20 protein-coding genes are annotated in these 20,305 nt (G+C 73.2%); 15 read left to right on the plus strand and 5 right to left on the minus strand.

Annotated elements, in window-relative coordinates:
• The first annotated feature begins 504 nt into the window (after positions 1–504).
• The 14 genes from AB0G56_RS04925 to AB0G56_RS04990 are packed head-to-tail and all read left to right on the plus strand — an operon-like array spanning position 505 to position 14,346.
• Complete coding sequence (locus AB0G56_RS04925) at positions 505–1,503, plus strand: ATP-binding cassette domain-containing protein (protein WP_360963719.1); 999 nt, start codon at positions 505–507, stop codon at positions 1,501–1,503.
• A complete protein-coding gene (locus AB0G56_RS04930) occupies positions 1,500–2,264 on the plus strand; it encodes an ABC transporter permease (RefSeq protein ID WP_360963722.1) in 765 nt (254 codons plus the stop codon). Before AB0G56_RS04925 ends, AB0G56_RS04930 begins: the two co-directional genes overlap by 4 nt.
• Before the next feature lie 4 nt (positions 2,265–2,268).
• Positions 2,269–3,075, plus strand: coding sequence for an ABC transporter permease (locus tag AB0G56_RS04935; RefSeq protein WP_037856002.1), 807 nt, complete (start codon positions 2,269–2,271; stop codon positions 3,073–3,075).
• Between the two features lies 1 nt (position 3,076).
• Positions 3,077–4,330, plus strand: a complete 1,254-nt coding sequence (locus AB0G56_RS04940) for an MCE family protein (protein WP_360963726.1) — start codon at positions 3,077–3,079, stop codon at positions 4,328–4,330.
• On the plus strand, positions 4,327–5,385 hold the full coding sequence (locus AB0G56_RS04945) for an MCE family protein (RefSeq protein ID WP_360963729.1): 1,059 nt from the start codon (positions 4,327–4,329) through the stop codon (positions 5,383–5,385). The genes AB0G56_RS04940 and AB0G56_RS04945 overlap by 4 nt, the downstream gene beginning before the upstream one ends.
• Positions 5,382–6,479, plus strand: coding sequence for an MCE family protein (locus tag AB0G56_RS04950; protein ID WP_360963732.1), 1,098 nt, complete (start codon positions 5,382–5,384; stop codon positions 6,477–6,479). The genes AB0G56_RS04945 and AB0G56_RS04950 overlap by 4 nt, the downstream gene beginning before the upstream one ends.
• A complete protein-coding gene (locus tag AB0G56_RS04955; protein ID WP_360963735.1) occupies positions 6,479–7,510 on the plus strand; it encodes an MCE family protein in 1,032 nt (343 codons plus the stop codon). The genes AB0G56_RS04950 and AB0G56_RS04955 overlap by 1 nt, the downstream gene beginning before the upstream one ends.
• Complete coding sequence (locus tag AB0G56_RS04960) at positions 7,507–8,826, plus strand: MCE family protein (protein ID WP_360963738.1); 1,320 nt, start codon at positions 7,507–7,509, stop codon at positions 8,824–8,826. The genes AB0G56_RS04955 and AB0G56_RS04960 overlap by 4 nt, the downstream gene beginning before the upstream one ends.
• Positions 8,823–10,124: an MlaD family protein gene (locus tag AB0G56_RS04965; protein ID WP_360963741.1), complete on the plus strand. Its 1,302-nt coding sequence runs from the start codon at positions 8,823–8,825 to the stop codon at positions 10,122–10,124. The genes AB0G56_RS04960 and AB0G56_RS04965 overlap by 4 nt, the downstream gene beginning before the upstream one ends.
• Positions 10,121–10,657 (plus strand): hypothetical protein, encoded by a 537-nt coding sequence (locus AB0G56_RS04970; RefSeq protein ID WP_360963744.1) that lies wholly within the window; start codon positions 10,121–10,123, stop codon positions 10,655–10,657. Before AB0G56_RS04965 ends, AB0G56_RS04970 begins: the two co-directional genes overlap by 4 nt.
• On the plus strand, positions 10,654–11,430 hold the full coding sequence (locus tag AB0G56_RS04975) for a hypothetical protein (protein ID WP_360963746.1): 777 nt from the start codon (positions 10,654–10,656) through the stop codon (positions 11,428–11,430). Before AB0G56_RS04970 ends, AB0G56_RS04975 begins: the two co-directional genes overlap by 4 nt.
• 26 nt (positions 11,431–11,456) lie before the next feature.
• Positions 11,457–12,002, plus strand: coding sequence for a nuclear transport factor 2 family protein (locus AB0G56_RS04980; protein ID WP_360963749.1), 546 nt, complete (start codon positions 11,457–11,459; stop codon positions 12,000–12,002).
• Positions 12,003–12,053: 51 nt separating this feature from the next.
• Positions 12,054–12,992, plus strand: coding sequence for a hypothetical protein (locus AB0G56_RS04985; protein ID WP_360963753.1), 939 nt, complete (start codon positions 12,054–12,056; stop codon positions 12,990–12,992).
• Between the two features lie 52 nt (positions 12,993–13,044).
• Positions 13,045–14,346 carry a lytic murein transglycosylase gene (locus AB0G56_RS04990; RefSeq protein ID WP_360963756.1) on the plus strand — a complete coding sequence of 434 codons (1,302 nt, stop codon included), beginning with the start codon at positions 13,045–13,047 and terminating at the stop codon, positions 14,344–14,346.
• Positions 14,347–14,375: 29 nt separating this feature from the next.
• Here the strand turns inward: AB0G56_RS04990 and AB0G56_RS04995 are convergent, their stop codons facing one another.
• The 4 genes from AB0G56_RS04995 to AB0G56_RS05010 form a co-directional block, all read right to left on the minus strand.
• Positions 14,376–14,555, minus strand: coding sequence for a hypothetical protein (locus AB0G56_RS04995; RefSeq protein WP_360963759.1), 180 nt, complete (start codon positions 14,553–14,555; stop codon positions 14,376–14,378).
• A gap of 89 nt (positions 14,556–14,644) precedes the next feature.
• Positions 14,645–15,214: a hypothetical protein gene (locus AB0G56_RS05000; RefSeq protein WP_360963761.1), complete on the minus strand. Its 570-nt coding sequence runs from the start codon at positions 15,212–15,214 to the stop codon at positions 14,645–14,647.
• Positions 15,211–16,728, minus strand: a complete 1,518-nt coding sequence (locus AB0G56_RS05005; protein WP_360963763.1) for a HAMP domain-containing sensor histidine kinase — start codon at positions 16,726–16,728, stop codon at positions 15,211–15,213. The genes AB0G56_RS05000 and AB0G56_RS05005 overlap by 4 nt, the downstream gene beginning before the upstream one ends.
• Positions 16,725–17,414 carry a response regulator transcription factor gene (locus tag AB0G56_RS05010; protein ID WP_360963766.1) on the minus strand — a complete coding sequence of 230 codons (690 nt, stop codon included), beginning with the start codon at positions 17,412–17,414 and terminating at the stop codon, positions 16,725–16,727. The genes AB0G56_RS05005 and AB0G56_RS05010 overlap by 4 nt, the downstream gene beginning before the upstream one ends.
• A gap of 173 nt (positions 17,415–17,587) precedes the next feature.
• Between AB0G56_RS05010 and AB0G56_RS05015 the strand changes: the two genes are divergently transcribed.
• Positions 17,588–18,538, plus strand: a complete 951-nt coding sequence (locus AB0G56_RS05015) for a DUF3152 domain-containing protein (protein ID WP_360963769.1) — start codon at positions 17,588–17,590, stop codon at positions 18,536–18,538.
• 295 nt (positions 18,539–18,833) lie between these two features.
• Here AB0G56_RS05015 and AB0G56_RS05020 read toward each other — a convergent pair whose 3' ends face one another.
• On the minus strand, positions 18,834–20,186 hold the full coding sequence (locus AB0G56_RS05020) for an MFS transporter (protein WP_360963772.1): 1,353 nt from the start codon (positions 20,184–20,186) through the stop codon (positions 18,834–18,836).
• Positions 20,187–20,305: the final 119 nt, after the last annotated feature.

Below are 20,305 nucleotides of genomic sequence, written 5' to 3' on the forward strand. Positions count from 1 at the left end.
GGACTGCTCCCGCCGGTGCGGGCGAGAAGTCCGGAATGTGCTGCCCGGATCGTCTTCCGGGGTGTTCGACACGCAGCGCGATGACAAATTCGAGGCACCCTTTTGTATTCACTCTGACAGGCGGAGGATGGCCGAAGGGAATGTTGTCGAAAACTGCGGACCTGCTCTTGCCCGCCGAGGTTACTCAGCCGTAACGTGCCGGGTACGGCGCTGATCTCCAGGTCGGTGGCCCCCCACCGGCCGGAGACGCGACGGGCGATTTCCGGCCCTTGCCCTCCTTCGGGGCCGGTCGTCCGCAGGCAGGGCCCGCGGATCCACTCCCCCCGGAGGCGCGCGGCCCTGCCCTGTCTCGCGGAGACAAGTGCCGGACCGCTTTTTGTCTGCGCGGTGACAAAGACGGAAAGCGCGCCAGGAACCCGGCGCCCCGCCTATTGTCAGTGGGCCGTGCACCGACTTAACGTGCGCTCCTCGGTGCACACCTGACCCATCCTTGTCGGAGGTGATATGGGAATCGAAGTGGTGGTCGAGGGCCTGACCAAGTCCTTCGGCAAGCAGAACATCTGGCAGGATGTCACCCTCACCCTTCCGGCCGGAGAAGTCAGTGTGATGCTGGGCCCGTCCGGGACCGGTAAGACCGTGTTCCTCAAGTCGCTCATCGGGCTCCTGAAGGCGGAGCGCGGCCGTGTCCTCATCAATGGGGTGGACATGGTGAACGGCCCGGAACGCGACATCTACGAGACCCGGAAACTCTTCGGTCTCATGTTCCAGGACGGTGCCCTCTTCGGCTCCATGTCCCTTTTCGACAACATCGCCTTTCCGCTGCGCGAGCACACCCGCAAGAAGGAGTCCGAGATCCGCCGCATCGTCATGGAGCGGATCGAGGTCGTCGGCCTGCTGGGCGCCGAGGGGAAGCTGCCCGGCGAGATCAGCGGCGGCATGCGCAAACGGGCCGGCCTGGCCCGCGCCCTCGTGCTCGACCCGCAGATCATCCTGTGCGACGAACCGGACTCCGGACTCGACCCGGTCCGCACCGCCTACATCTCCCAGCTGCTGATCGACCTGAACGCGCAGATCGACGCGACGATGCTGATCGTCACCCACAACCTCGACATCGCGGCCACGGTCCCCGACAACATCGGCATGCTCTTCCGCCGCGAACTGGTCACCTTCGGGCCGCGCGAGGTGCTGCTCACCAGCGACGAACCCGTCGTGGCCCAGTTCCTCGCCGCCCGGCGCGAGGGACCCATCGGCATGTCGGAGGAGAAGGACGCCGCCACCCTCGCCGCCGAGGCCGTGCCCGTGCCGTCCGGACCCCGCGAGATCGTCCCGCAACTGGAGCCGTCCCCGGGCCTGCCGCCGCGCCGCGCCGTCGACCGGCGCCGCGAGCGGGTCATGGGCATGCTCGACCGGCTGCCGCCCGCCGCGCGCTCGGCCATCGAGCGCACCCACGCCGCCCCCGGCGCGCCCACGCTGACGCTGCCCACGCGCGGGAGCGGCCAGTGATCACCGGCGCCCTGCGGCAGACCGGCCGGCTCTTCGCACTGGGCGCGGAGGTCGGCCGGGCCATCTTCCGACGGCCCTTCCAGTTCCGGGAGTTCGTCGAGCAGTTCTGGTTCCTGGCCAGCGTCACCATCCTGCCCGCCGCGCTCGTCTCCATCCCCTTCGGCGCCGTGATCGCCCTCCAGGTCGGCTCGCTCACCCAGCAGCTCGGCGCCCAGTCGTTCACCGGCGGGGCCAGTGTGCTCGCCGTCGTCCAGCAGGCCAGCCCGCTCATCGTCGCCCTGCTGATCTCCGGCGCCGGCGGCTCCGCGATCTGCGCCGACCTCGGCTCGCGCACCATCCGCGAGGAACTGGACGCCATGGAGGTCATGGGGGTCTCCCCGGTGCAGCGCCTGGTCGTCCCGCGGGTCCTGGCCGCCATGGGCGTGGCCGTCCTGCTCAACGGGCTGGTCTCCGTGGTCGGCATCCTCGGCGGTTACTTCTTCAACGTGTACCTCCAGGACGGCACCCCCGGCGCCTACCTGTCCAGCTTCTCCTCCCTCGCCCAGCTGCCCGACCTGTATGTCAGCGAACTCAAGGCGCTCGTCTTCGGGTTCATCGCGGGCATCGTGGCCGCCTACCGCGGACTCAACCCGCGCGGCGGTCCCAAGGGCGTGGGCGACGCGGTCAACCAGTCCGTCGTCATCACCTTCCTCCTGCTCTTCTTCGTCAACATGGTGATGACGGGCGTCTACCTCCAGATCGTCCCGCCGAAGGGAGGCTGAGGCCGTGGCCTCCCCGCTCGTCTGGCTCGACCGCTCCGGCGACCAGCTCCTGTTCTACCTGCGCTCCCTGCTGTGGGTCCCGCGCACCCTGCGCCGCTACCTCAAGGAGGTGCAGCGGCTGCTCGCCGAGGTCGTCTTCGGCACCGGCGGCCTCGGCGTCATCGGCGGCACCATCGGCGTGATGATCGCGATGACCCTGTTCACCGGGACCGTCGTCGGACTCCAGGGGTACGCGGCCCTCGACCAGATCGGCACCGCCGCGTTCACCGGGTTCGTCTCCGCCTACTTCAACACCCGCGAGATCGCCCCGCTGGTCGCCGGACTCGCCCTGTCGGCGACCGTCGGCGCCGGGTTCACCGCCCAGCTCGGCGCCATGCGCATCAACGAGGAGGTGGACGCCCTGGAAGGCATGGGCATCCGCTCCCTGCCGTACCTGGTCACCACCCGCATCATCGCCGGGGTCGTCGCGATCATCCCGCTCTACGCGATCGGGCTGCTCTCCTCCTACCTGGCCTCCCGCTACGTCACCGTCCTGTTCAAGGGCCAGTCCCGGGGCACCTACGACCACTACTTCGGCCTGTTCCTGTCGCCCACGGACGTCCTGCTCTCCGTACTGAAGGTGCTCATCTTCAGCGTGATGGTGATCGTCGCCCACTGCTACTACGGCTACCGCGCCACCGGCGGCCCCGCCGGGGTCGGTGTCGCCGTGGGCCGCTCGGTGCGCAACGCCATCGTGCTGATCGGCCTCACCGACTTCTTCCTCTCGCTCGCCCTGTGGGGCGCCACCACGACCGTGAAGGTGGCGGGGTGAGATGAGCGGACACACAGGCGAACCGGTGCGCCGCAGACTGGCCGGCGTGGTGTTCCTGGTGGTGCCCGCGCTGCTGATCTGGCTCGCCGTCGCCGTCTACGACAAGCAGTTCACCGACTCCGACCCGGTGGTCGTGGAGACCGGCAGCGTCGGCAACGAGATGCACCTGGGCGCCGAGGTGAAGCTGCGCGGCGTCGTCGTCGGCGAGGTCCGCTCCATCGACGCCACCGACCACGGCGCCCGCCTCACCCTCGCCCTGCGGCCCGGAGCACTGGCCCACATCCCCTCCGACGTGCGCGCGCAGATGCTGCCGACCACCCTGTTCGGCGCCCGGTTCGTCGCCCTCGTCCCGCCCCCGCACCCCTCCGGCACACCGCTGCAGGCCGGGGACACCATCCCGCAGGACCGTTCCGCGAACGCCGTCGAACTCCAGCAGGTGCTCGACAACGTGCTGCCCATGCTCACCGCCGTACAGCCGCAGAAACTCTCCGCCACCCTCTCCGCCGTCTCCCGGGCACTGGAGGGACGCGGCGCGAAGCTCGGGGACACCCTCACCCGACTCGACGCCCACCTGCGGAAGTTCAACCCCGAGCTGCCCACCCTCAACCAGGACCTGAAAGAACTCGTGAAGGTCAGCCAGGTCTACGCCGACGCCGCGCCCGACATCGTCACCGCGCTCACCGACTTCACCACCACCACCGGCACCCTGGCCGAGAAGGACAGCCACCTGGCCGCCACCTTCGGCGCCACCACCCGCACCGCCGAGGACCTGACCTCCTTCCTGCGGCAGAACAAGGACGACATCATCCGGCTCAGCGCCACCTCGAAACCCACCCTGCGGCTGCTGTCCGAGTACTCCTCCGCCTTCCCGTGCACGCTGCGCACCCTCGCCGACTTCGTGCCCCGGATGGACAAGGTCCTCGGCAAGGGCACCGACCAGCCGGGACTGCACGTCGACGTCACCACCGTGCGCTCGCGCGGCGCCTACGTCCCCGGCCGGGACACCCCCTCCTACGACGCCTCCGGCGGCCCGCACTGCTACCCGGTGCCCTACCTCGGCGTACCCGTCCAGCCCGCCGCGCAGGTCCCGGCCGCCGCGAGAGGGGACCTCGGGCCCGCCAACTCCCCGCAGGAGAACGACCTCGTCAACGAACTCCTCGCACCGGCGGCCGGCAAGCAGCCCGGCGACCTGCCCAAGTGGAGCAGCCTGCTGGCCGGACCCGTCCTGCGCGGCACGGAGGTGACCCTGCGATGACCTCCCCGCGCGGCACGCACACCCGCCGCCGCCCGCTGACCGGCCCCCTGCTGAAGTCCCTCGTGTTCGTCATCGTCACCGCGCTGGCCACGACCGTGCTCGCACTGAGCGTCGCCAACCGGGGCGTCGGCGACGGCACCCGCTCCTACAAGGCCCTGTTCACCGACGTCACCGGACTCGTCGACGGCGACAGCGTGCGCGTCTCCGGAGTGAAGGTCGGCGAGGTCACCGACGTACGCGTCGTGAACCGGCGCACCGCCCAGGTCACCTTCAGTGTCCGCGACGACCGCACCCTGCCCCGCTCGACGACCGCCGCCGTGAAGTACCTGAACATGGTCGGCCAGCGCTACATCGCCCTCGACCGGGGCAGCGGGGACGTCGGCGGCACCCTCGCCTCCGGCGGCACCATCCCGCTCGACCGCACCGCACCCGCCCTCGACCTGACGCTGCTCTTCAACGGCTTCAAACCGCTGTTCGAGGGGCTCTCCCCGAAGGACGTCAACGAACTCGCCGGATCGATCGTGCAGGTGCTCCAGGGCGAGGGCGGCACCGTCGACAGCCTGATCCGGCACATCGGCTCGCTCAGCACCACCGTCGCCGCCAAGGACCAGGTCATCGGCGCGGTGGTGAAGAACCTCAACACCGTCCTGACCACCCTCAACGAACGCGAGGCCGGCTTCGACGACCTCGTGGACACGCTCCGCCGCCTCGTCAGCGGGTTCAACGCCGACCGCAAACCGCTGGGCCGGGCGGTCGCCGCCATGGGCGACCTGACCACCGTCACCGCCGGCCTCCTCCAGGACGGCCGCGCCCCCCTCAAGCAGGACATCCGCGAACTGGGCCGGCTCTCCGGAAACCTCGGCGACGCCACCGGCCAGATCGAGAACTTCCTGGCCAAGAGCCCCGACAAGATGACCGCCCTGGCCCGGCTGTCCTCCTACGGCTCCTGGTTCAACCTCTACCTCTGCGAGGCGCGCGTGAGCGGAGTCAGCACCTCCGACGGCTCCGAGCCGCCCACCGGCATCGCGGTCACGGAACAGAGGTGCGGCGCATGACCCTCCTGCAACGGCCCCGCCCCGACGAGCCGCCCGTCGAACCCCGCCGCGCCCGCCGCCCCCGCATCAAGCCCGTCAAGGAACGCAATCCGATCGCCGTCGCCCTCGTCGGCCTGCTCCTGCTGGCCCTGCTCACCGTCTTCGCCTACAACGCGGACCGGCTCCCCCTGATCGGCGGCGGCACCACCTACAGCGCCGACTTCAGCGAGGCCGCCGGGCTCGAGAAGGGCGACGAGGTGCGCATCGCCGGCGTCAAGGTCGGCAAGGTCACCGGGGTCTCCCTGGACCGCGGCAGGGTCAAGGTCACCTTCGAGACCAAGGGTGCCTGGATCGGCGACCGCACCACCGCCGCCATCGCCATCAAGACCCTCCTCGGCGACAAGTACCTGGCGCTCGACCCGCTCGGCAGCGCCCGCCAGGACCCCGGCAACCGCATCCCGCTGACCCGCACCACCTCGCCGTACGACGTCACCCAGGCCTTCCAGGACCTCAGCTCCACCGTCGACCAGATCGACACCCGGCAGCTCGCCAAGAGCTTCGAGACCATCTCGCAGACCTTCAAGGACTCGCCGCCCGCCGTGCGCAACGCCGCCACCGGACTGTCCGCCCTGTCCAGGTCCGTCTCCAAGCGTGACGCCGAACTCTCCGAACTCCTCCAGGGCAGCGCCCGCTTCACCCAGACCCTGCAGAACAAGAAGTCCAGCTTCGAGACGCTCATCGAGGACGGCGGCTCCCTGCTCGGCGAACTCAAGGACCGCCGCGACGCCATCCGCGCCCTGCTCACCGGCAGCAGGGCGCTCGCCACCCAGCTCACCGGCCTGGTCCAGGACAACGACAAGCAGCTCGGCCCCACCCTCAGGGCACTGGGTCGCGTCACCGACGTCCTGGCGAAGAACAACACCCAGCTCGACAAGACCCTGGCCCTGGTCGGCCCGTACTACCGCCTGGTCGGCAACAGCCTGGGCAACGGGCGCTGGTTCGACAGCTACCTGTGCGGAGTCGTCCCCCGTGACTACCTGCCCGCGCAGTCCCCGCCCAAGACCGGATGCATACCGCCCAAGCAGTCCGCGCGGACCCTGGGGAGCGGAGAGTGATGAGCAGACGCAGGAAACTCCTCGCCGCGGCCGTCGCCCTGGTGGTCGTCGCCGCCGGCCTCGCCGTCGCCCGCGTCCTGGACTCCGGCGGCACCCGGCTGACCGCCTACTTCGACCGCGCGGTCGGCATCTACGCCGGCTCCGACCTGCGCATCCTCGGCGTACGGGCCGGAGAGGTGACCTCCGTGCGGCCCGAGGGCACCCAGGTGCGCGTGGAACTCCGGCTCGACGACGGCATCGAGGTCCCGCGGGGCGCGCACGCCGTCATCGTCGCACCGAGCGTCGTCGCCGACCGCTTCGTGCAGCTCACCCCCACCTACCGGTCGGGACCCGCCCTCCCGGACGGTGCCGCACTGCCCGCCTCCGGCAACCGCACCCCGGTCGAGATCGACCAGCTCTACGCCTCCCTCACCGACCTCGGCAAGGCACTCGGCCCCGACGGCGCCAACTCCACCGGCGCCCTGTCCGACCTGCTGAAGACCGGCGCCGCCAACCTCGACGGCAACGGCAGGGCCATCGGCGACAGCATCGAGCAGTTCGGCAAGGCCGCCAAGACGCTCAACGGCTCCAGCAGCGACCTGTTCGCCACCCTCAGCAGGCTCCAGACCTTCACCACCATGCTGAAGGACAAGGACGCCGACGTCCGCACCGCCCAGGAACGGCTCGACACGGTCGTCGGCTTCTTCGCCGACAACAAGGACGACCTCGCGGGCGCGCTCGCCGAACTCGGCAAGGCCCTCGGGCAGGTCAAGCAGTTCATCCAGGACAACCGGGGCGAACTGAAGAAGAACGTCGACAAGCTGGTGCCCATCACCCAGACCCTGGTGCGCCAGCGGGCCTCCCTCGCCGAGGCACTGGACGTCGCACCGCTGGCCGCGGACAACCTCGTGAACGCCTACGACACCGACCACCGCACCATCGACGGCCGCGCCGACCTCAACGAGATCAGCATGGGCGGACCGCTGCTGCCACTGCCGGCCAGCGGCCCCACCTCGTCCACGGACCGCACCCCGGGGAAGGGGGAGAGGTGAAGCGCTCCTTGCTCACCGGCGGCGCGGCCGTGGGAGCCGGACTGGGCGGACTCCTCGCCCTGGCCCTCGGGTTCACGCTGGCCTTCGGCGCGTTCTCCGTCGACGCCCCGCACTTCGACGGCATCGAGGACCTGCCGCTGCCCGGCGGCGCCGACCTCGGCCCCCACCCCTACACCGTCACCGCCGAACTCGACGACGTCCTCAGCCTCGTCCCGCAGGCCGCGGTCAAGGTGGACGACGTCGCCGTCGGCCGGGTCACCGCCATCCGCCTCGACGGCTGGAAGGCCCGCGTCACCATGAAGATCAACGGCGACGTGCGGCTGCCCTCCGACGCCGGCGCCCGCCTGGAACAGTCCAGCCTGCTCGGCGAGAAGTACGTCCAGCTCGTCGCCCCCGCCAAGGACACCTCCGCCGGGCACCTCACCGACGGCAGCGAGATCCCGATCACCCGCACCGGCCGCAACACCGAGGTCGAGGAGGTGTTCGGCGCGCTGTCCCTGCTCCTCAACGGCGGCGGCGTCAACCAGCTCAAGACCATCACCAGGGAACTGAACACGGCCATCGGCGGACGCGAACCCGAGGTCCGCTCCATGCTCCAGCGCGTCGACACCCTCGTCACCGACCTCGACCAGCACCGCGGCGACATCACCGACGCCCTCGACAGCGTCAACCGGCTCGCCGCCACCCTCGCCCACCGCAAGACCGACGTACAGACCGTCCTCACCGGCCTCTCACCCGGCCTGAAGACCCTGGACGAGCAGCGCGGCGCCCTGCTGACCATGCTCCGCTCACTCGACACGCTGTCCGGCGTCGCCGTCTCCACCGTCAACGCCAGCAAGGACGACATGGTCGCCGACCTCAAGGCCCTCGCCCCCACCCTGAAGGCCCTCGCCGACGCGGGCACCGGCCTGCCCGACTCGCTCCAGGCCCTGCTGACCTACCCGTTCACCGACGAGGTGCTGCGCGGCGTCAAGGGCGACTACCTCAACGTGTACCTGAACATGACCGCCCTGCCCGGGACCCGGATCATCCCGCCCCTGGTACCGCAGTCCACCTCCTCGCCCTCGCCCTCCGCCCCGGCGCCGGCCGCCGCACGCGGAGGGAGCGGCGGCACACCGGCCGCCGGGAAGACGGGGAGCACCGGAAGGACCGGGCAGACGGGGCGGTCCGGGAAGAACGGGGAGTCCGGGAGGGGCGGAGGGACGGGGAAGAGCGCCGCCGGGACCGGGCCGGCCACCCCGCAGACCTCGCCCCCGGCACCGCTGCCGCTGCCGTCCGTCCCCACCCCCGCCCAGGACGGAGGCCAGCCGAGGTGATCACCCTCGCCGTACGCCTGAAGAACCTCGCCTTCCTGGTCATCGCCGTCCTCGTCCTCGGCTTCGTCGGCATCCGCTACGCCGACCTCGGCCGCTACCTCGGCGTCGCCGACTACTACACCGTCGACGTACAACTACCGCGCACGGGAGGTCTGTTCACCCACTCGGACGTCACCTACCGCGGAGTGTCGGTGGGCCGGGTCGGCCCGATCGACCTCACCGGGGACGGCGTCGTCGCGGAACTGCGCATCAAGAAGTCCGCTCCGCACATCCCCGCCGACAGCCAGGCCGTCGTGGCCTCGCTGTCCGCCGTCGGCGAGCAGTACATCGACCTGCGGCCCCGCGGCGACAGCGGCCCCTACCTCGCCGACGGCGCCCGCATCGAACAGCCCGACACCCAGGTGCCCGCCCCCGTCACCGACGTCCTCACCAGCGTGAACGACCTCACCGAGTCGGTACCGCTGGACGACCTGCGCACCGTCGTCGACGAGTTCGGCAAGACCTTCGAGGGCCACGGCGACGACCTCCAGGTCCTCCTCGACAACGGCAGCGAGTTCGTCCGGGCCGCAGACCGCAACCTGCCCTCCACCACCCGGCTGCTCACCGACGGCGAGACCGTCCTGCGCACCCAGGCCGAAGAGGGCCGCGCCGTACGGGACTTCGCCACCGGCGCCAAGGAACTCGCGAGCACCCTCAAGGGCTCCGACGCCGACCTGCGCCGCCTGCTCACCGTCGCCCCCGACGCGGCCACCCAGATCAGCGGCGTCCTGCGCGACCTCGACCCCAGCCTGGGCGTGGTCCTCGCCAACCTGCTCACCACCTCCGAGGTCGCCGTCACCCGGCAGCACGGCATGGAAGAGCTGCTCGTGAAGTACCCGGCGGCCGTCGCCGCCGGTGCCACCGCCGTCGACGGAGGGAAACTGAACCTCGGCATGGCCGTCACCTTCTTCAAACCCCTGCCCTGCACCGCCGGTTACGGTGCCACCCGCTACCGCAACGGCCTCGACCTCGGCACCGCCCCCGCGCTCAACACCGGCGCCTCCTGCACCGTGCCCGCCTCCAGCGGCATCGACGTGAGGGGCTCGGCCCACGCCCCCGAGGGCGGCCAGGTGCCCGATCCCGCCAAGCCGGCCTCCCTGCCCTCCGGCAGCGGCGCGACGTCGGCGGACGGCGGCCCGGGCGCCGGAGGCACCGGTTCCGCGCCGCTGCCGGGCGCGCTCGCCCTGCCGGGCGTCGGCGACGGCACCCCGGCCGGACTGGCGGGCCTGCTCGCCCCGGCCACCGGGGGTGAGCGGTGAGGCGGGCGCGCGTCCTGACCGGCGCCGGGCTGGCACTGGCGCTGGCCTTCTGCGGCACGGGCGCGTGGACGTACGCGCAGGCCCGCGGCGACGACTCGCTCGCCTACGGCCGCGAGCGCGACGCGGCGCTCGCCGACGGACGCCGGGCGATCGCCGTCCTGACCACCCTCGACGCGTCGTCCCGGCAGCAGGCGCAGGCGGGCATCAAGGCCTGGCGCGACGCCTCGACCGGCCCGCTCCAGGACGAACTGGGCCGCACCGCACCCAAGACGGGCGCCTCGGCGCGCGGCACCGTCACCGAGGCCGCGGTCACGGCACTGGACACGCGGGCGGGCACGGCCAAGCTCATCGCGACCGTGCGCGTGGACGTCACACCCGCCGCTTCGAAGACACCGAATACACCGAAGACACCGACCACGGACCGCAAGCGCCTGGAAGCGGTCCTGGTCCGCACCGGGGACGACGAATGGAAGGTCAAGGCACTGGACGCGGTACTGCCGGCCCGGACGGCGGGGGAGGACGACGCCCGATGACACGGCTGCTGCGCAAGGAACGCCCGGAACGGGCACGCGAGCCCGAGTCCGAGCCCGCCGGACCGAAGGACGGGGCGGACCCGGCCGAGGCGGCGCAGAGGGCGGACGGGACGGCCGAAGGGAGTGACGCGTCAGCGGGGAGTGACGCGCCGGCGGAGAGTGACGCGTCAGCGGGGAGTGACGCGTCAAAGGGGAGTGACGCGTCCCCCGAGAGCGACGCGTCCGGCACCGAGGAGCCCGACGCCGACGAGGCGCCCGCGCGCGGCCCCCGGAGCAGGTCGCTGCGCAGGGCCGCCCTCGCGGCGGGCGCGGCCGTACTCGTCCTCGCAGGCGGCGGCTTCTTCCACGGCGCCCACCAGCTGCGCTCCGCACCCTCCGCAGAGAACACCGCACTGAGCGACGTCGCGGCCACCACCCGGGTCGCCGGCGACGTCGGCAACGACCTCGCCCGCGTCTTCTCCTACACACCGGACGGCCTGGACGCCACCGAACGTTCCGCGCGCTCCGTCCTCACCGGGAAGGCGGCCCGCCAGTACACCGAACTCGTCGGCCGGATCCGCGCGGACGTCGCCAAGCAGCGCGTGACCCTGAGCACCCAGGCCGTACGCGTCGGGGTGATCGAACTCCACGGGGACGAGGCGCGGTTGCTGGTCTTCCTCGACCAGGTCTCCCGCCGGGACAAGGGCAAGGCGGCGGCCGCGGCGGCCCAGCTCACGGTCACCGCCCAACGGGAGGACGACCAGTGGCGGATCGTCGACATCCAGACCCGCTGACGGCGCACGGGAGACGGGAGCACCCCATGAAACGCACGGTCCGCACGCTGTCGGCCGGACCCCGCGCCCTGCCCGCCGTGGCCCTCGCCCTCACCCTCCTCGCGGGCGGGTTCGCGGCGTGGGCGGGCTGGGACTGGTACGGCGCGGCGCACGACGACTCGGCGGCGTACGCGGTCCAGCGCGACAAGGCGCTCGCCGCCGGTGAACAGGCCGTCGAGAACCTCAACACCCTCGACCACCGCAGCGTCGGCCGCGGCCTCGACCTGTGGGAGTCCTCGACGACCGGCGACCTGCACAGCCAACTGGTGAGCGGGCGCAAGGAGTTCACCGAACAGGTACAGACGGCGAAGACCGTCACCACGGCCCGGGTGCTCTCCGGTGCCGTCACCGAACTCGACGACCGGGCCGGACGGGCCCGGGTGCTCGTCGCACTGCGGGTGACGGTGAAGGCGCCCGGCGGTGAGAGCACCGACAAGGACAGCCGCATGCTCGGCGAGCTCACCCGCACCGGCGGCGGATGGAAGCTGAGCGCCCTGGGCCAGGCACCCGTGGGCGGCACCTCAGCCGGCTGACCCGGTCCGGCACCGCAGCGACGGCCGGCCCGCACGAGAGGACGACACCCGATGCCGACGACCCGGCACCACATCAACCGCCAGCGACGCCGCCAGGCGCGCGAACCGAGGCCCGAGCCGCCGGCGGTGCCGGCCGCCCCGGCGGAGACGGCGGCCGCACCGGCAAAGGACCCGGGAGCGGACGGGCGCGGGCCCGGACGGCCCCGTACCGGCGTCGCCGTACTGCCCGCCCGCGCCTCCTCCACCACTTCCCCGCGCCGGACCCCGGAGGCGACACCGGGCCCGGACCCGGATGCGGCCACGGACCGGGACACGGCCACGGACGACCCGGACCCGATAACGCACCCGGACGCGGCCACGGACCCGGACCCGGCCACGGACTCGCGCACGACGAGCCGCCCACCCCGCGGACGTCCGTCCCGCCGGTCCCTGGCGCTGTGCCTGCTGTGCCTGCTGACCCTGGCCCTCGGCGGCTTCGCCGGGTGGGCGCACGCGCGCGCCCAGAGCCTGCGGGACGACCCGGCCGTGCGCAACACCGCCCTCACCGACGCCGCCCGCACGAGCGAGATCAAGGGTGAGACGGAGAAGGCGGTCGCCGCGCTCTTCTCCTACGACCACGCCGCCCCCGGCGCGTACGAGAAGGCGGTGAAGACGCTGCTCACGGGCAAGGCGGTAGCCCAGCACCGAGCCCTGCTCGACGGCGTGCGCACCCGCGCCGACCAGCAGAAGGCGGTCATCACCACCACCGTCACGGACAGCGCGGTCGAGCGCATCGACGGCGACCGCGCCCGAGTACTGGTCTACGCCGACCAGAGCAGCGTCAGCACCGCCGGGACCAAGGCCGCCCCGGGCGCGAAGAACAAGCAGGGAGCACAGGGCAAGCAGGGAGCACAGGACCAAGGGACCTACGCCGGGGCCATGTTCGCCGTCGACGTCGTCCTGCGGGACGGGCACTGGCTCGTCTCCGGCATCGACACCTTCGGCCGCTGAGGACGAGCCCCCGCCCACCGCGCCGAGGACCCACCGACAGGGAGTGACAGCCATGCCCGCACGCCGCGTACGACGTCTGCGCGCCCGTACCCGACAGGGCCTGCGCGCCACCGCCATCGCCGTGGCCGCCGTGGCGGCCCTCACCGCCTCGCAGGCACCCGGCGCGCCCGGAGCGGCCGGGGCGGCCGGGAACGGCCCCGGCCGTCCGGCGGCCGACGAGGAGCGCGCGCCGGCCGCGGGCGTCCCGTACGCGGCGCCCGACGCGCCCGGCGACGGGTCGTACCACACCGAACTCCCGCCCCTGATCACCACCGGTGCCCCCCTGACGCCGCATCAGGTGAGCGAGGTGCGGGCCGAGTCCGGGATCCCGGGCACCGTGCTGCGCGCCTACCGGGCGGCCGCGCGGTCCATCGCCCGTACCGACCCCGGCTGCCGGCTGCCCTGGCAACTGCTCGCCGCGATCGGCAAGGTGGAGTCGGGCCAGGCGCGCGGCGGCGCGGTCGACCGGCAGGGCACGACGCTGGGCCGTATCACCGGTCCGGCGCTCGACGGCAGGGGCTTCGCGCTGGTCCGGGACACCGACGGCGGCGTCTACGACGGCGACCCGGTCTACGACCGCGCTGTGGGGCCGATGCAGTTCCTGCCGTCGACGTGGACCGGGTGGGGCGCCGACGGCAACGGGGACGGCCGCGCCGACCCGAACAACGTCTTCGACGCGGCCCTCGCGGCCGGGCATTACCTGTGCGCGGGGGACCGGGACCTGAGCCGGGCCGCGGACCTGGACCGGGCCGTCCTCGGCTACAACAACTCGCGCGCCTACCTGGACCTGGTCCGCTACTGGCTGGACTTCTACCGCCGGGGCGTGCACAGCGTGCCCGACGGCCAGGGCGTCATCCCGAGGTCCCCCGGGGCGGGCGGCGGCACCCCGGCGACGAAACCCGTGGACAGAGAGGACGGAGGGAACACCGGCGGCGGGATCCTCGTCGGTCCGGACCACGGCGGCCCCTCGGGGCCGGGCACTCCCACCCCCTCGCGCCCCCACCCGGCGCCGCCGACCGGGCCGTCCACCCCGGCGCCCACGCCCACCGGGGATCCGTCGCAGCCCGGCTCGCCCACGCCCGATCCCTCGGGGTCCTCCACCGCGGACCCGTCACCGACGACGCAGCCCAGCGGCTCGGCGACCCCGGACCCGGGCGGCTCGACGTCCCCCTCGGCCTGCCCGTCGCCCTCGGCGAGCGCCTCCGCGGACGGTCCGGGCCAGCCGGCCGCCGGTACGGGCACCGTGCCCGGCGCTCCGACGGGCGACCCGACGGCCGACCCGTCGTGCGGTCCGGAACAGGCCGTACGCCGGTGACGGCGGCAACGGCGCGTCCGTAGGGAGTCTCAGGCGCCCGCCGGTCCGCCGGGACGGCCGCGGACGAAGGCGAAAACGTCGGCGTGCGCGGCGGCGAGCCGGAGGAAGTCGTCGAGGACGATCTCGTGGCTGCTCCGGGGCGCCTGCCGCCGGCGGCTGCTGATGCCGGCCCAGCGCTTGGACACCGCGCTCGCGGACCGGCTGATCACACCTCTTCGACGGCGTGGCACGAGACGGAGGGGCGCCGGACACGCAGGCGCACCCGGGTTCCGGACGCGGCCGCTGCGCGGACGAGGCGTCAGCCGGCGGGGCAGACGGCGTCCGAGCGGGCCGTGGCCCAGCCGTACCCCGTGGCGCGGACGCTGATGTGCGGCTCCGGCGTCGCCGTGCTCGCGCCTTCGGGAGCGGGGGGTGTGGCGGCGTACGTGGGGACCGCGAGGCCCTCGCGGTCCCCGGACCGGCGCAGCGCCCTCGCCGCGGTACAGGTGAGCTGCTCCATCGCCAGGGTGCCGGGACGTCCCACCCCGGCCGGGAAGCGGACGGAGACGACGTCCTGCTCGACGGTGACGCCGACCGGGCCCGGCAGGGCGGGCAGGGACGTGGTCAGCTGCCGGGCCTCGCCCGGGTTCGGTCCGGCCAGCAGGAGCCGTACGGCCGCCCCGACCGGGTCGGCGGCCCCGGCGGGCATCTGCCGGGGCGCGGGGCGCAGTACTCCGTCCGCCACGAAGTAGACCGTGACCTGCGCGGGGACCCCGACCGCCGGGGCACCGGCGTCGATGACGCCCGACGTGGGCACCCCGCAGCCCGCCGCCGTGAGCAGGGCGCCGGCGACGGCCGCCGCGGCGGCGGCGCGCGGGACGCGTCTCATGTGCTCTCCTTCCCTTCCTCCCCGGGGGAGGTGTCCGCCGCCGGCCGGGGCCGCAGCGGCAGTTCGACGGTGAAGACCGCGCCGCCGCCGGGATCGTTGCCCGCCCGGACGCGTCCGCCGTGCAGGCGTACGTTCTCGGCGGTGATGGCCAGCCCCAGTCCGCTGCTCTCACTGCGGGTCCGGGCCCGGCTCGCCTTGTAGAACCGTTCGAAGATGTGCGGCAGGTCCGCCTCGGGGATGCCGGGCCCCCGGTCGGTGACCGTGATCACCGCCCACCCGTCCGCGGCGGTCAGGCGCAGGGTCACCGGCGGTGCCCCGTGCCGCAGCGCGTTGCCGACAAGGTTGGCCACCACCACGTCCACCCGGCGCGGATCGACGCGGGCCCGCAGCGCCCCGCCGGCCGGCAGGTCCGTGTTCACCCGGTCCAGCCAGCCGCGGGCGGCGAGGGTGCGCCGGACCGACTCGGCCAAGTCGATGTCGTCGGCGCCCAGTTCGGCCGCGCCCGCGTCGAAGCGGGAGATCTCCATCAGGTCGTCGACCAGCCGGGCCAGCCGTGCCGTCTCCTCACTGACCAGCCGTACCGCCTCGCCCGTGACCTGGTCCAGGCCGGACGACTGCTCGTCGAGCACGTCGGTGACGGCCGTCATCGCGGCGAGCGGGGTGCGCAGTTCGTGCGAGACGTCCGCGGCGAACCGCCGGGCCCGCGCCTCCATGCGGCGCAGCTCCGCCACCGACTGCTCCAGCGCGGCCGCGGTGTCGTTGAACGTCCGGGACAGCTCGGCCAGTTCGTCGGAGCCGTCGACCGTCAGCCGGGTGTCGAGGTGTCCGGCGGCCATCCGCCGGGTGGCCCGCCCGAGGGCCCGTACGGGGCGCAGCACCCCGCGGGCGACGAGCAGCGCGATGAGGACGGCGAGGCCGAGCGCGGGCAGGGTGGCCCGTTCGATGGCGGTGATCAGCGCCCGCACGTAGAGCTGTTCGGTCTCCTGGGGGACCACCAGGTAGAGCGCCAGGCCCGTCGCGGCGGTGGACACATCGGCCGAGGAGGCGTAGGTGACGGGCAGCCCGACGACGAGGAAGGACCGGCCGTCGTGGTGCACGCGCTGGAAGACCGCGGCGGCCCGGGTCCGTACGGAACGCAGCAGTTCGGGGGTGAGGACGTCGAAGCTGTCCTGCGGTCCGTAGACGGCGCGCTCGTCGCCGTAGGTGGCGAGGAAACGCCACTGCTGCGAGCGGTGCGTGTAGGCGAGGTCGGCGACCATGGCGTTCAGGTCGGACCGGCTGGGCGCGTCCGGGAAGCCGGGCGCCCGCGCGTCGACACTGTCGCGGAACTGCCGCACCACCGCGTCCTGGCTCTGCTGGAGCACCCCGGTGCGCGCCTCGCGGAAGGTGAGGACGCCGGTGCTCAGGCAGCTGACGACGGCGACGACGGTGAACCCCGCGACGAGGCGGAGCCGCAGCCCGCCACGCAGGGAGGGGCGGCGCACGGTCCGCGGGGCGGGGCGGCGGGGGCTCACGGCGCCCGGAAGCAGTAGCCGAAACCGCGCACGGTGTGGACGTAGCGCGGGGTGCCGCCCAGCTCGCCGAGTTTGCCGCGCAGGCGTTTCACGCAGGCGTCCACCAGGCGTATGTCCCCGTGGTAGCTGTGCTCCCAGACCGCTTCGAGGAGCTGCTGGCGGCTGAGGACCTGGCCCGGTGAGGCGGACAGCGCGAGCAGCAGCCGCAGTTCGGAGGGGGCGAGGTCGACCTGCTGCCCCCGGTGGGTGACGCGCAGTCCGGCGCGGTCGATGCCGAGGTCGCCGTGCGTCTCGGCGCGGGGCCGGGTGGTGCCCGCAGCCGGTGCGTCGAGGCGGCGCAGCAGGGCGCGGATACGGGCGTCGAGGACCCGGGCCTGCACGGGTTTGACCACGTAGTCGTCGGCCCCCGCCTCCAGGCCGACGATCATGTCGACGCTGTCGCCCTTGGCGGTCATCATGATGATCCCGACCTGCTCGCGCCCCCTGATCCGGCGGCACACGTCGAGGCCGGGCAGGCCGGGCAGCATGAGGTCCAGGATCACCACGTCCGGGCGGAAGGCGCCGAGCTGCTCCAGTCCCTCCTCGCCGGTGGCGGCGGCGCAGACGTCGTGCCCCTGGTGGCGCAGGGCGAGCACGACTCCCTGGCGCACGGCGGCGTCGTCTTCGATGAGCAGGATCCGGGGCATGTCGATCAGTATGTGCGGCCCGCGACCGGCGGCGGCTGCCGGGGCCCGGCCTCTCGGGGAACTGTTACGGAAGGATCATATCGACGTGATGCTCAAGCCCCGGAAGAGCACTGTTGCAGTCCTGTGACCTTTCGGTCCAGAGGACATCACATACGGTCACCAGCCTGGGCGCCATGCCAGGAACCAGACTCCGCTCGGACGCGGGCCCCGGCGCGGACGGCATTCCGAGCCGCCGCACCGCCACCACCCGTCGCGCCTCCCGCCGCCGCGCACGCCGCCGTCGCCACGTCTACGTCCTCAGCGCTCTGGCCGCCGCCGGCGCGGTCGGCGCGGCGGTCCTGTTCGTGGGCGCGGGAGGGGAGCCGGGCGGCGGGTCCGCCGCCGCGCCGGCCGCTACGGGCGGGCGGGGGCCGACGCGGGCGGGGGACTCCTTGCGGCACGCGGAGGGCGGGTCCACGCCGACGACGCAGGCGTCCGGGAAGACGTCGGGGAAGGACACGAAGAAGGACTCGGGGAAGGGCGGGGGCAAGGACGGGAAGCCGGCGGCGGGGACGGGCACCGGCAAGGCCGGGAACGGGATCTTCCACACCGCGCGGGCCTCCGGGCAGGTGGCGGGCACCGGGACGGTGCGGCGCTACGAGGTCCAGGTCGAGGAGGGGACGGGTGTCACGCCCGACGAGGCGGCCCACGAGATCCAGGGCATCCTCGCCGACCGGCGCAGCTGGACCGCCGACGGCCATGACGCCTTCCAGCTCGTCTCCCAGGGGCCCGTGGACTTCGTGGTGAAGATCGCCACGCCCGCCACCGTGGACCGCATCTGCGGTGCGGCCGGACTGCACACCCACGGTGAGGTCAACTGCGACGTCGGCAGCCAGGTGGTCGTCAACCTCAAGCGCTGGAACCAGGGTTCGCCCCAGTTCTCCGGACCCATCCACGAGTACCGCGCCCTGATCATCAACCACGAGGTCGGCCACCGCATCGGTCACGGCCACGAGACGTGCCCCGGGCCGGGGCGGCCCGCCCCCGCGATGATGCAGCAGATCGACGGACTCCACGGGTGCGTCGCCAACGCCTGGCCCTACGACTCCAAGGGGAACTACCTCAAGGGCCCCGCGGTGCCCTGACACTCATCTCACCTCACGACGCTGACGCGCAGCCCGGTGATCTCCCGCTCGTCGTGCGCGGTGCGTGATCGGTCCACGGGCGTGGCCGGTCCAACGAGGTGGCCGGTCCAAGGGTCCGGACGGCATGACGCGCGGGCCTGTGGCTCGCGGTCGCCCGTGACGCCGCCCGGGCAGGAGAGGCCCCTGAACGCTGTATCGACGGAGTTCTCCGGTCACCGGCCCCCGGCGCCGATCGCGTGACCGGCTGCGGCTTCCACGCCGCCGTCGTCGACGCGCCCGGTTCCCGGCCCTGCGATCACGGCTCCGAACGGGCCCCGGCCCCACCGGCGCCGTCGGGCCGAACGGCCCCCGCGTCCTCCGGAGCACCCCGGTCCCGAGCCGGCCCGGCCACCGGGCGCTCCCCGGCCGGCCCGGTGGCCGGCTTCGGCCTGCGGGTCAGCCGGCGGACGTCCGGTACGCACAGCACCGCCAGGGTCAGCGCCAGCACCAGTGCCGAGCACCCCCACAGCGCCGCCGGCCGGCCCACCGCGTCCTGCACCGGGCCGGCCACCGCCGTGGCCACCGGCACCAGCGCCAGCGAGCCGAGCCAGTCGTACGACGACACCCGCGAGAACTTCTCCTCCGGTATCTCCTGGTGCAGCGCGGACATCCACGCCACGGCGAACACCTCGACGCTCACCCCGGTCGCGAACATCACCGCCACCAGCGCGGGCGTCGGCACCGGCACGGCCAGTGCCGCGGAGGGCAAGGCGAGCGGCAGCACGCCGAGGACGCCCACCAGCAGCAGCCGGCGCGGCGCCCACCGCGTCATCAGCAACCCGCCGAGAACCGTGCCCACGCCGAAGGCGGCCAGCGCCAGTCCCCAAGGCTGCGGCCCGCCCAGCCGTTCCCGCGCCACCAGCGGTCCGTAGACCGTCTCGGCGGCCGCGACCACCGCGTTCACGACCGCGAACTGCACCACGATCGACCACAGCCAGGGCCGGCCCGCCACCTCGCGCCAGCCCTCCCGCAGGTCCGCCAGGAGGTTGGTGCCGCCCCGCCGCCCGGGGACGTCACGCACGTCCAGGAAGGCGCGCAGCGCCCCCGCGACCGCGAAGGCCACCGCGTCGACCGCCAGCACCCACCCCGGCCCGGCCGCCGCCACCAGCGCGCCGCCGAGCCCGGTGCCCAGGATGCCGGCGCCGTTCACCCCCGTACGGAAGACGGCGAAGGCGCGCCCGGAGTCGCTGCCGGAGACCGTGGCCAGCACCATTCCCTCGGCGGCCGGGGAGAAGAACGCCTGCCCCGTCCCGCCCAGCGCGGCCAGCAGGGCCATCTGCCACACCCGCGCGGTGCCGGTCAGCACCAAGGCGGCGAACAGGCCCTGCGAGACGCAGTTGAGCGCGTTCGCCGCGACCATCACCCGGTGCCGGGGCAGCCGGTCCGCCAGCGCCCCGCCGATCAGCACGAACACCACCAGCGGCACCGTCCGTGCCGCCGCGACCAGTCCCACGTCGGTCGCCGAGCCGCCGACCGCGAGCACCGCGAACGCCCCCGCGACCAGTGCCCCGGAACTGCCCAGCCCGGACACGACGGCGGCAGCGGTCAGCAGCGTGTAGTTGCGCCCGGCCCAGGACGGACGGCGGACGCGGTTTCGCGGGGGAGTCATCCGCGGATTATCCCTTGCCCCCGCGTCGCCCCCGCGCGGTCGGGCCTGCGAACCCGATGCCGCCGATGACCCCGAGGAGCCCGGGGCAGGCGGGCAAAAAACAAGCGGGCAAAAAAGAG

The organism is Streptomyces sp. NPDC021356, assembly GCF_040641015.1.
Classification (GTDB): Bacteria; Actinomycetota; Actinomycetes; order Streptomycetales; family Streptomycetaceae; genus Streptomyces.

Excerpts from the sequence above, each read along its gene's own strand:
- AB0G56_RS04975 (WP_360963746.1), top strand. The coding sequence starts at position 10,654 with ATGACACGGCTGCTGCGCAAGGAACGCCCGGAACGGGCACGCGAGCCC.
- AB0G56_RS04950 (WP_360963732.1), top strand. The coding sequence starts at position 5,382 with ATGACCCTCCTGCAACGGCCCCGCCCCGACGAGCCGCCCGTCGAACCC.
- AB0G56_RS04955 (WP_360963735.1), top strand. The coding sequence starts at position 6,479 with ATGAGCAGACGCAGGAAACTCCTCGCCGCGGCCGTCGCCCTGGTGGTC.
- AB0G56_RS04985 (WP_360963753.1), top strand. The coding sequence starts at position 12,054 with ATGCCGACGACCCGGCACCACATCAACCGCCAGCGACGCCGCCAGGCG.
- AB0G56_RS05015 (WP_360963769.1), top strand. The coding sequence starts at position 17,588 with ATGCCAGGAACCAGACTCCGCTCGGACGCGGGCCCCGGCGCGGACGGC.
- AB0G56_RS04925 (WP_360963719.1), top strand. The coding sequence starts at position 505 with ATGGGAATCGAAGTGGTGGTCGAGGGCCTGACCAAGTCCTTCGGCAAG.
- AB0G56_RS04980 (WP_360963749.1), top strand. The coding sequence starts at position 11,457 with ATGAAACGCACGGTCCGCACGCTGTCGGCCGGACCCCGCGCCCTGCCC.
- AB0G56_RS05000 (WP_360963761.1), bottom strand. The coding sequence starts at position 15,214 with ATGAGACGCGTCCCGCGCGCCGCCGCCGCGGCGGCCGTCGCCGGCGCC.
- AB0G56_RS05020 (WP_360963772.1), bottom strand. The coding sequence starts at position 20,186 with ATGACTCCCCCGCGAAACCGCGTCCGCCGTCCGTCCTGGGCCGGGCGC.
- AB0G56_RS04945 (WP_360963729.1), top strand. The coding sequence starts at position 4,327 with ATGACCTCCCCGCGCGGCACGCACACCCGCCGCCGCCCGCTGACCGGC.
- AB0G56_RS05010 (WP_360963766.1), bottom strand. The coding sequence starts at position 17,414 with ATGCCCCGGATCCTGCTCATCGAAGACGACGCCGCCGTGCGCCAGGGA.
- AB0G56_RS04940 (WP_360963726.1), top strand. The coding sequence starts at position 3,077 with ATGAGCGGACACACAGGCGAACCGGTGCGCCGCAGACTGGCCGGCGTG.
- AB0G56_RS04990 (WP_360963756.1), top strand. The coding sequence starts at position 13,045 with ATGCCCGCACGCCGCGTACGACGTCTGCGCGCCCGTACCCGACAGGGC.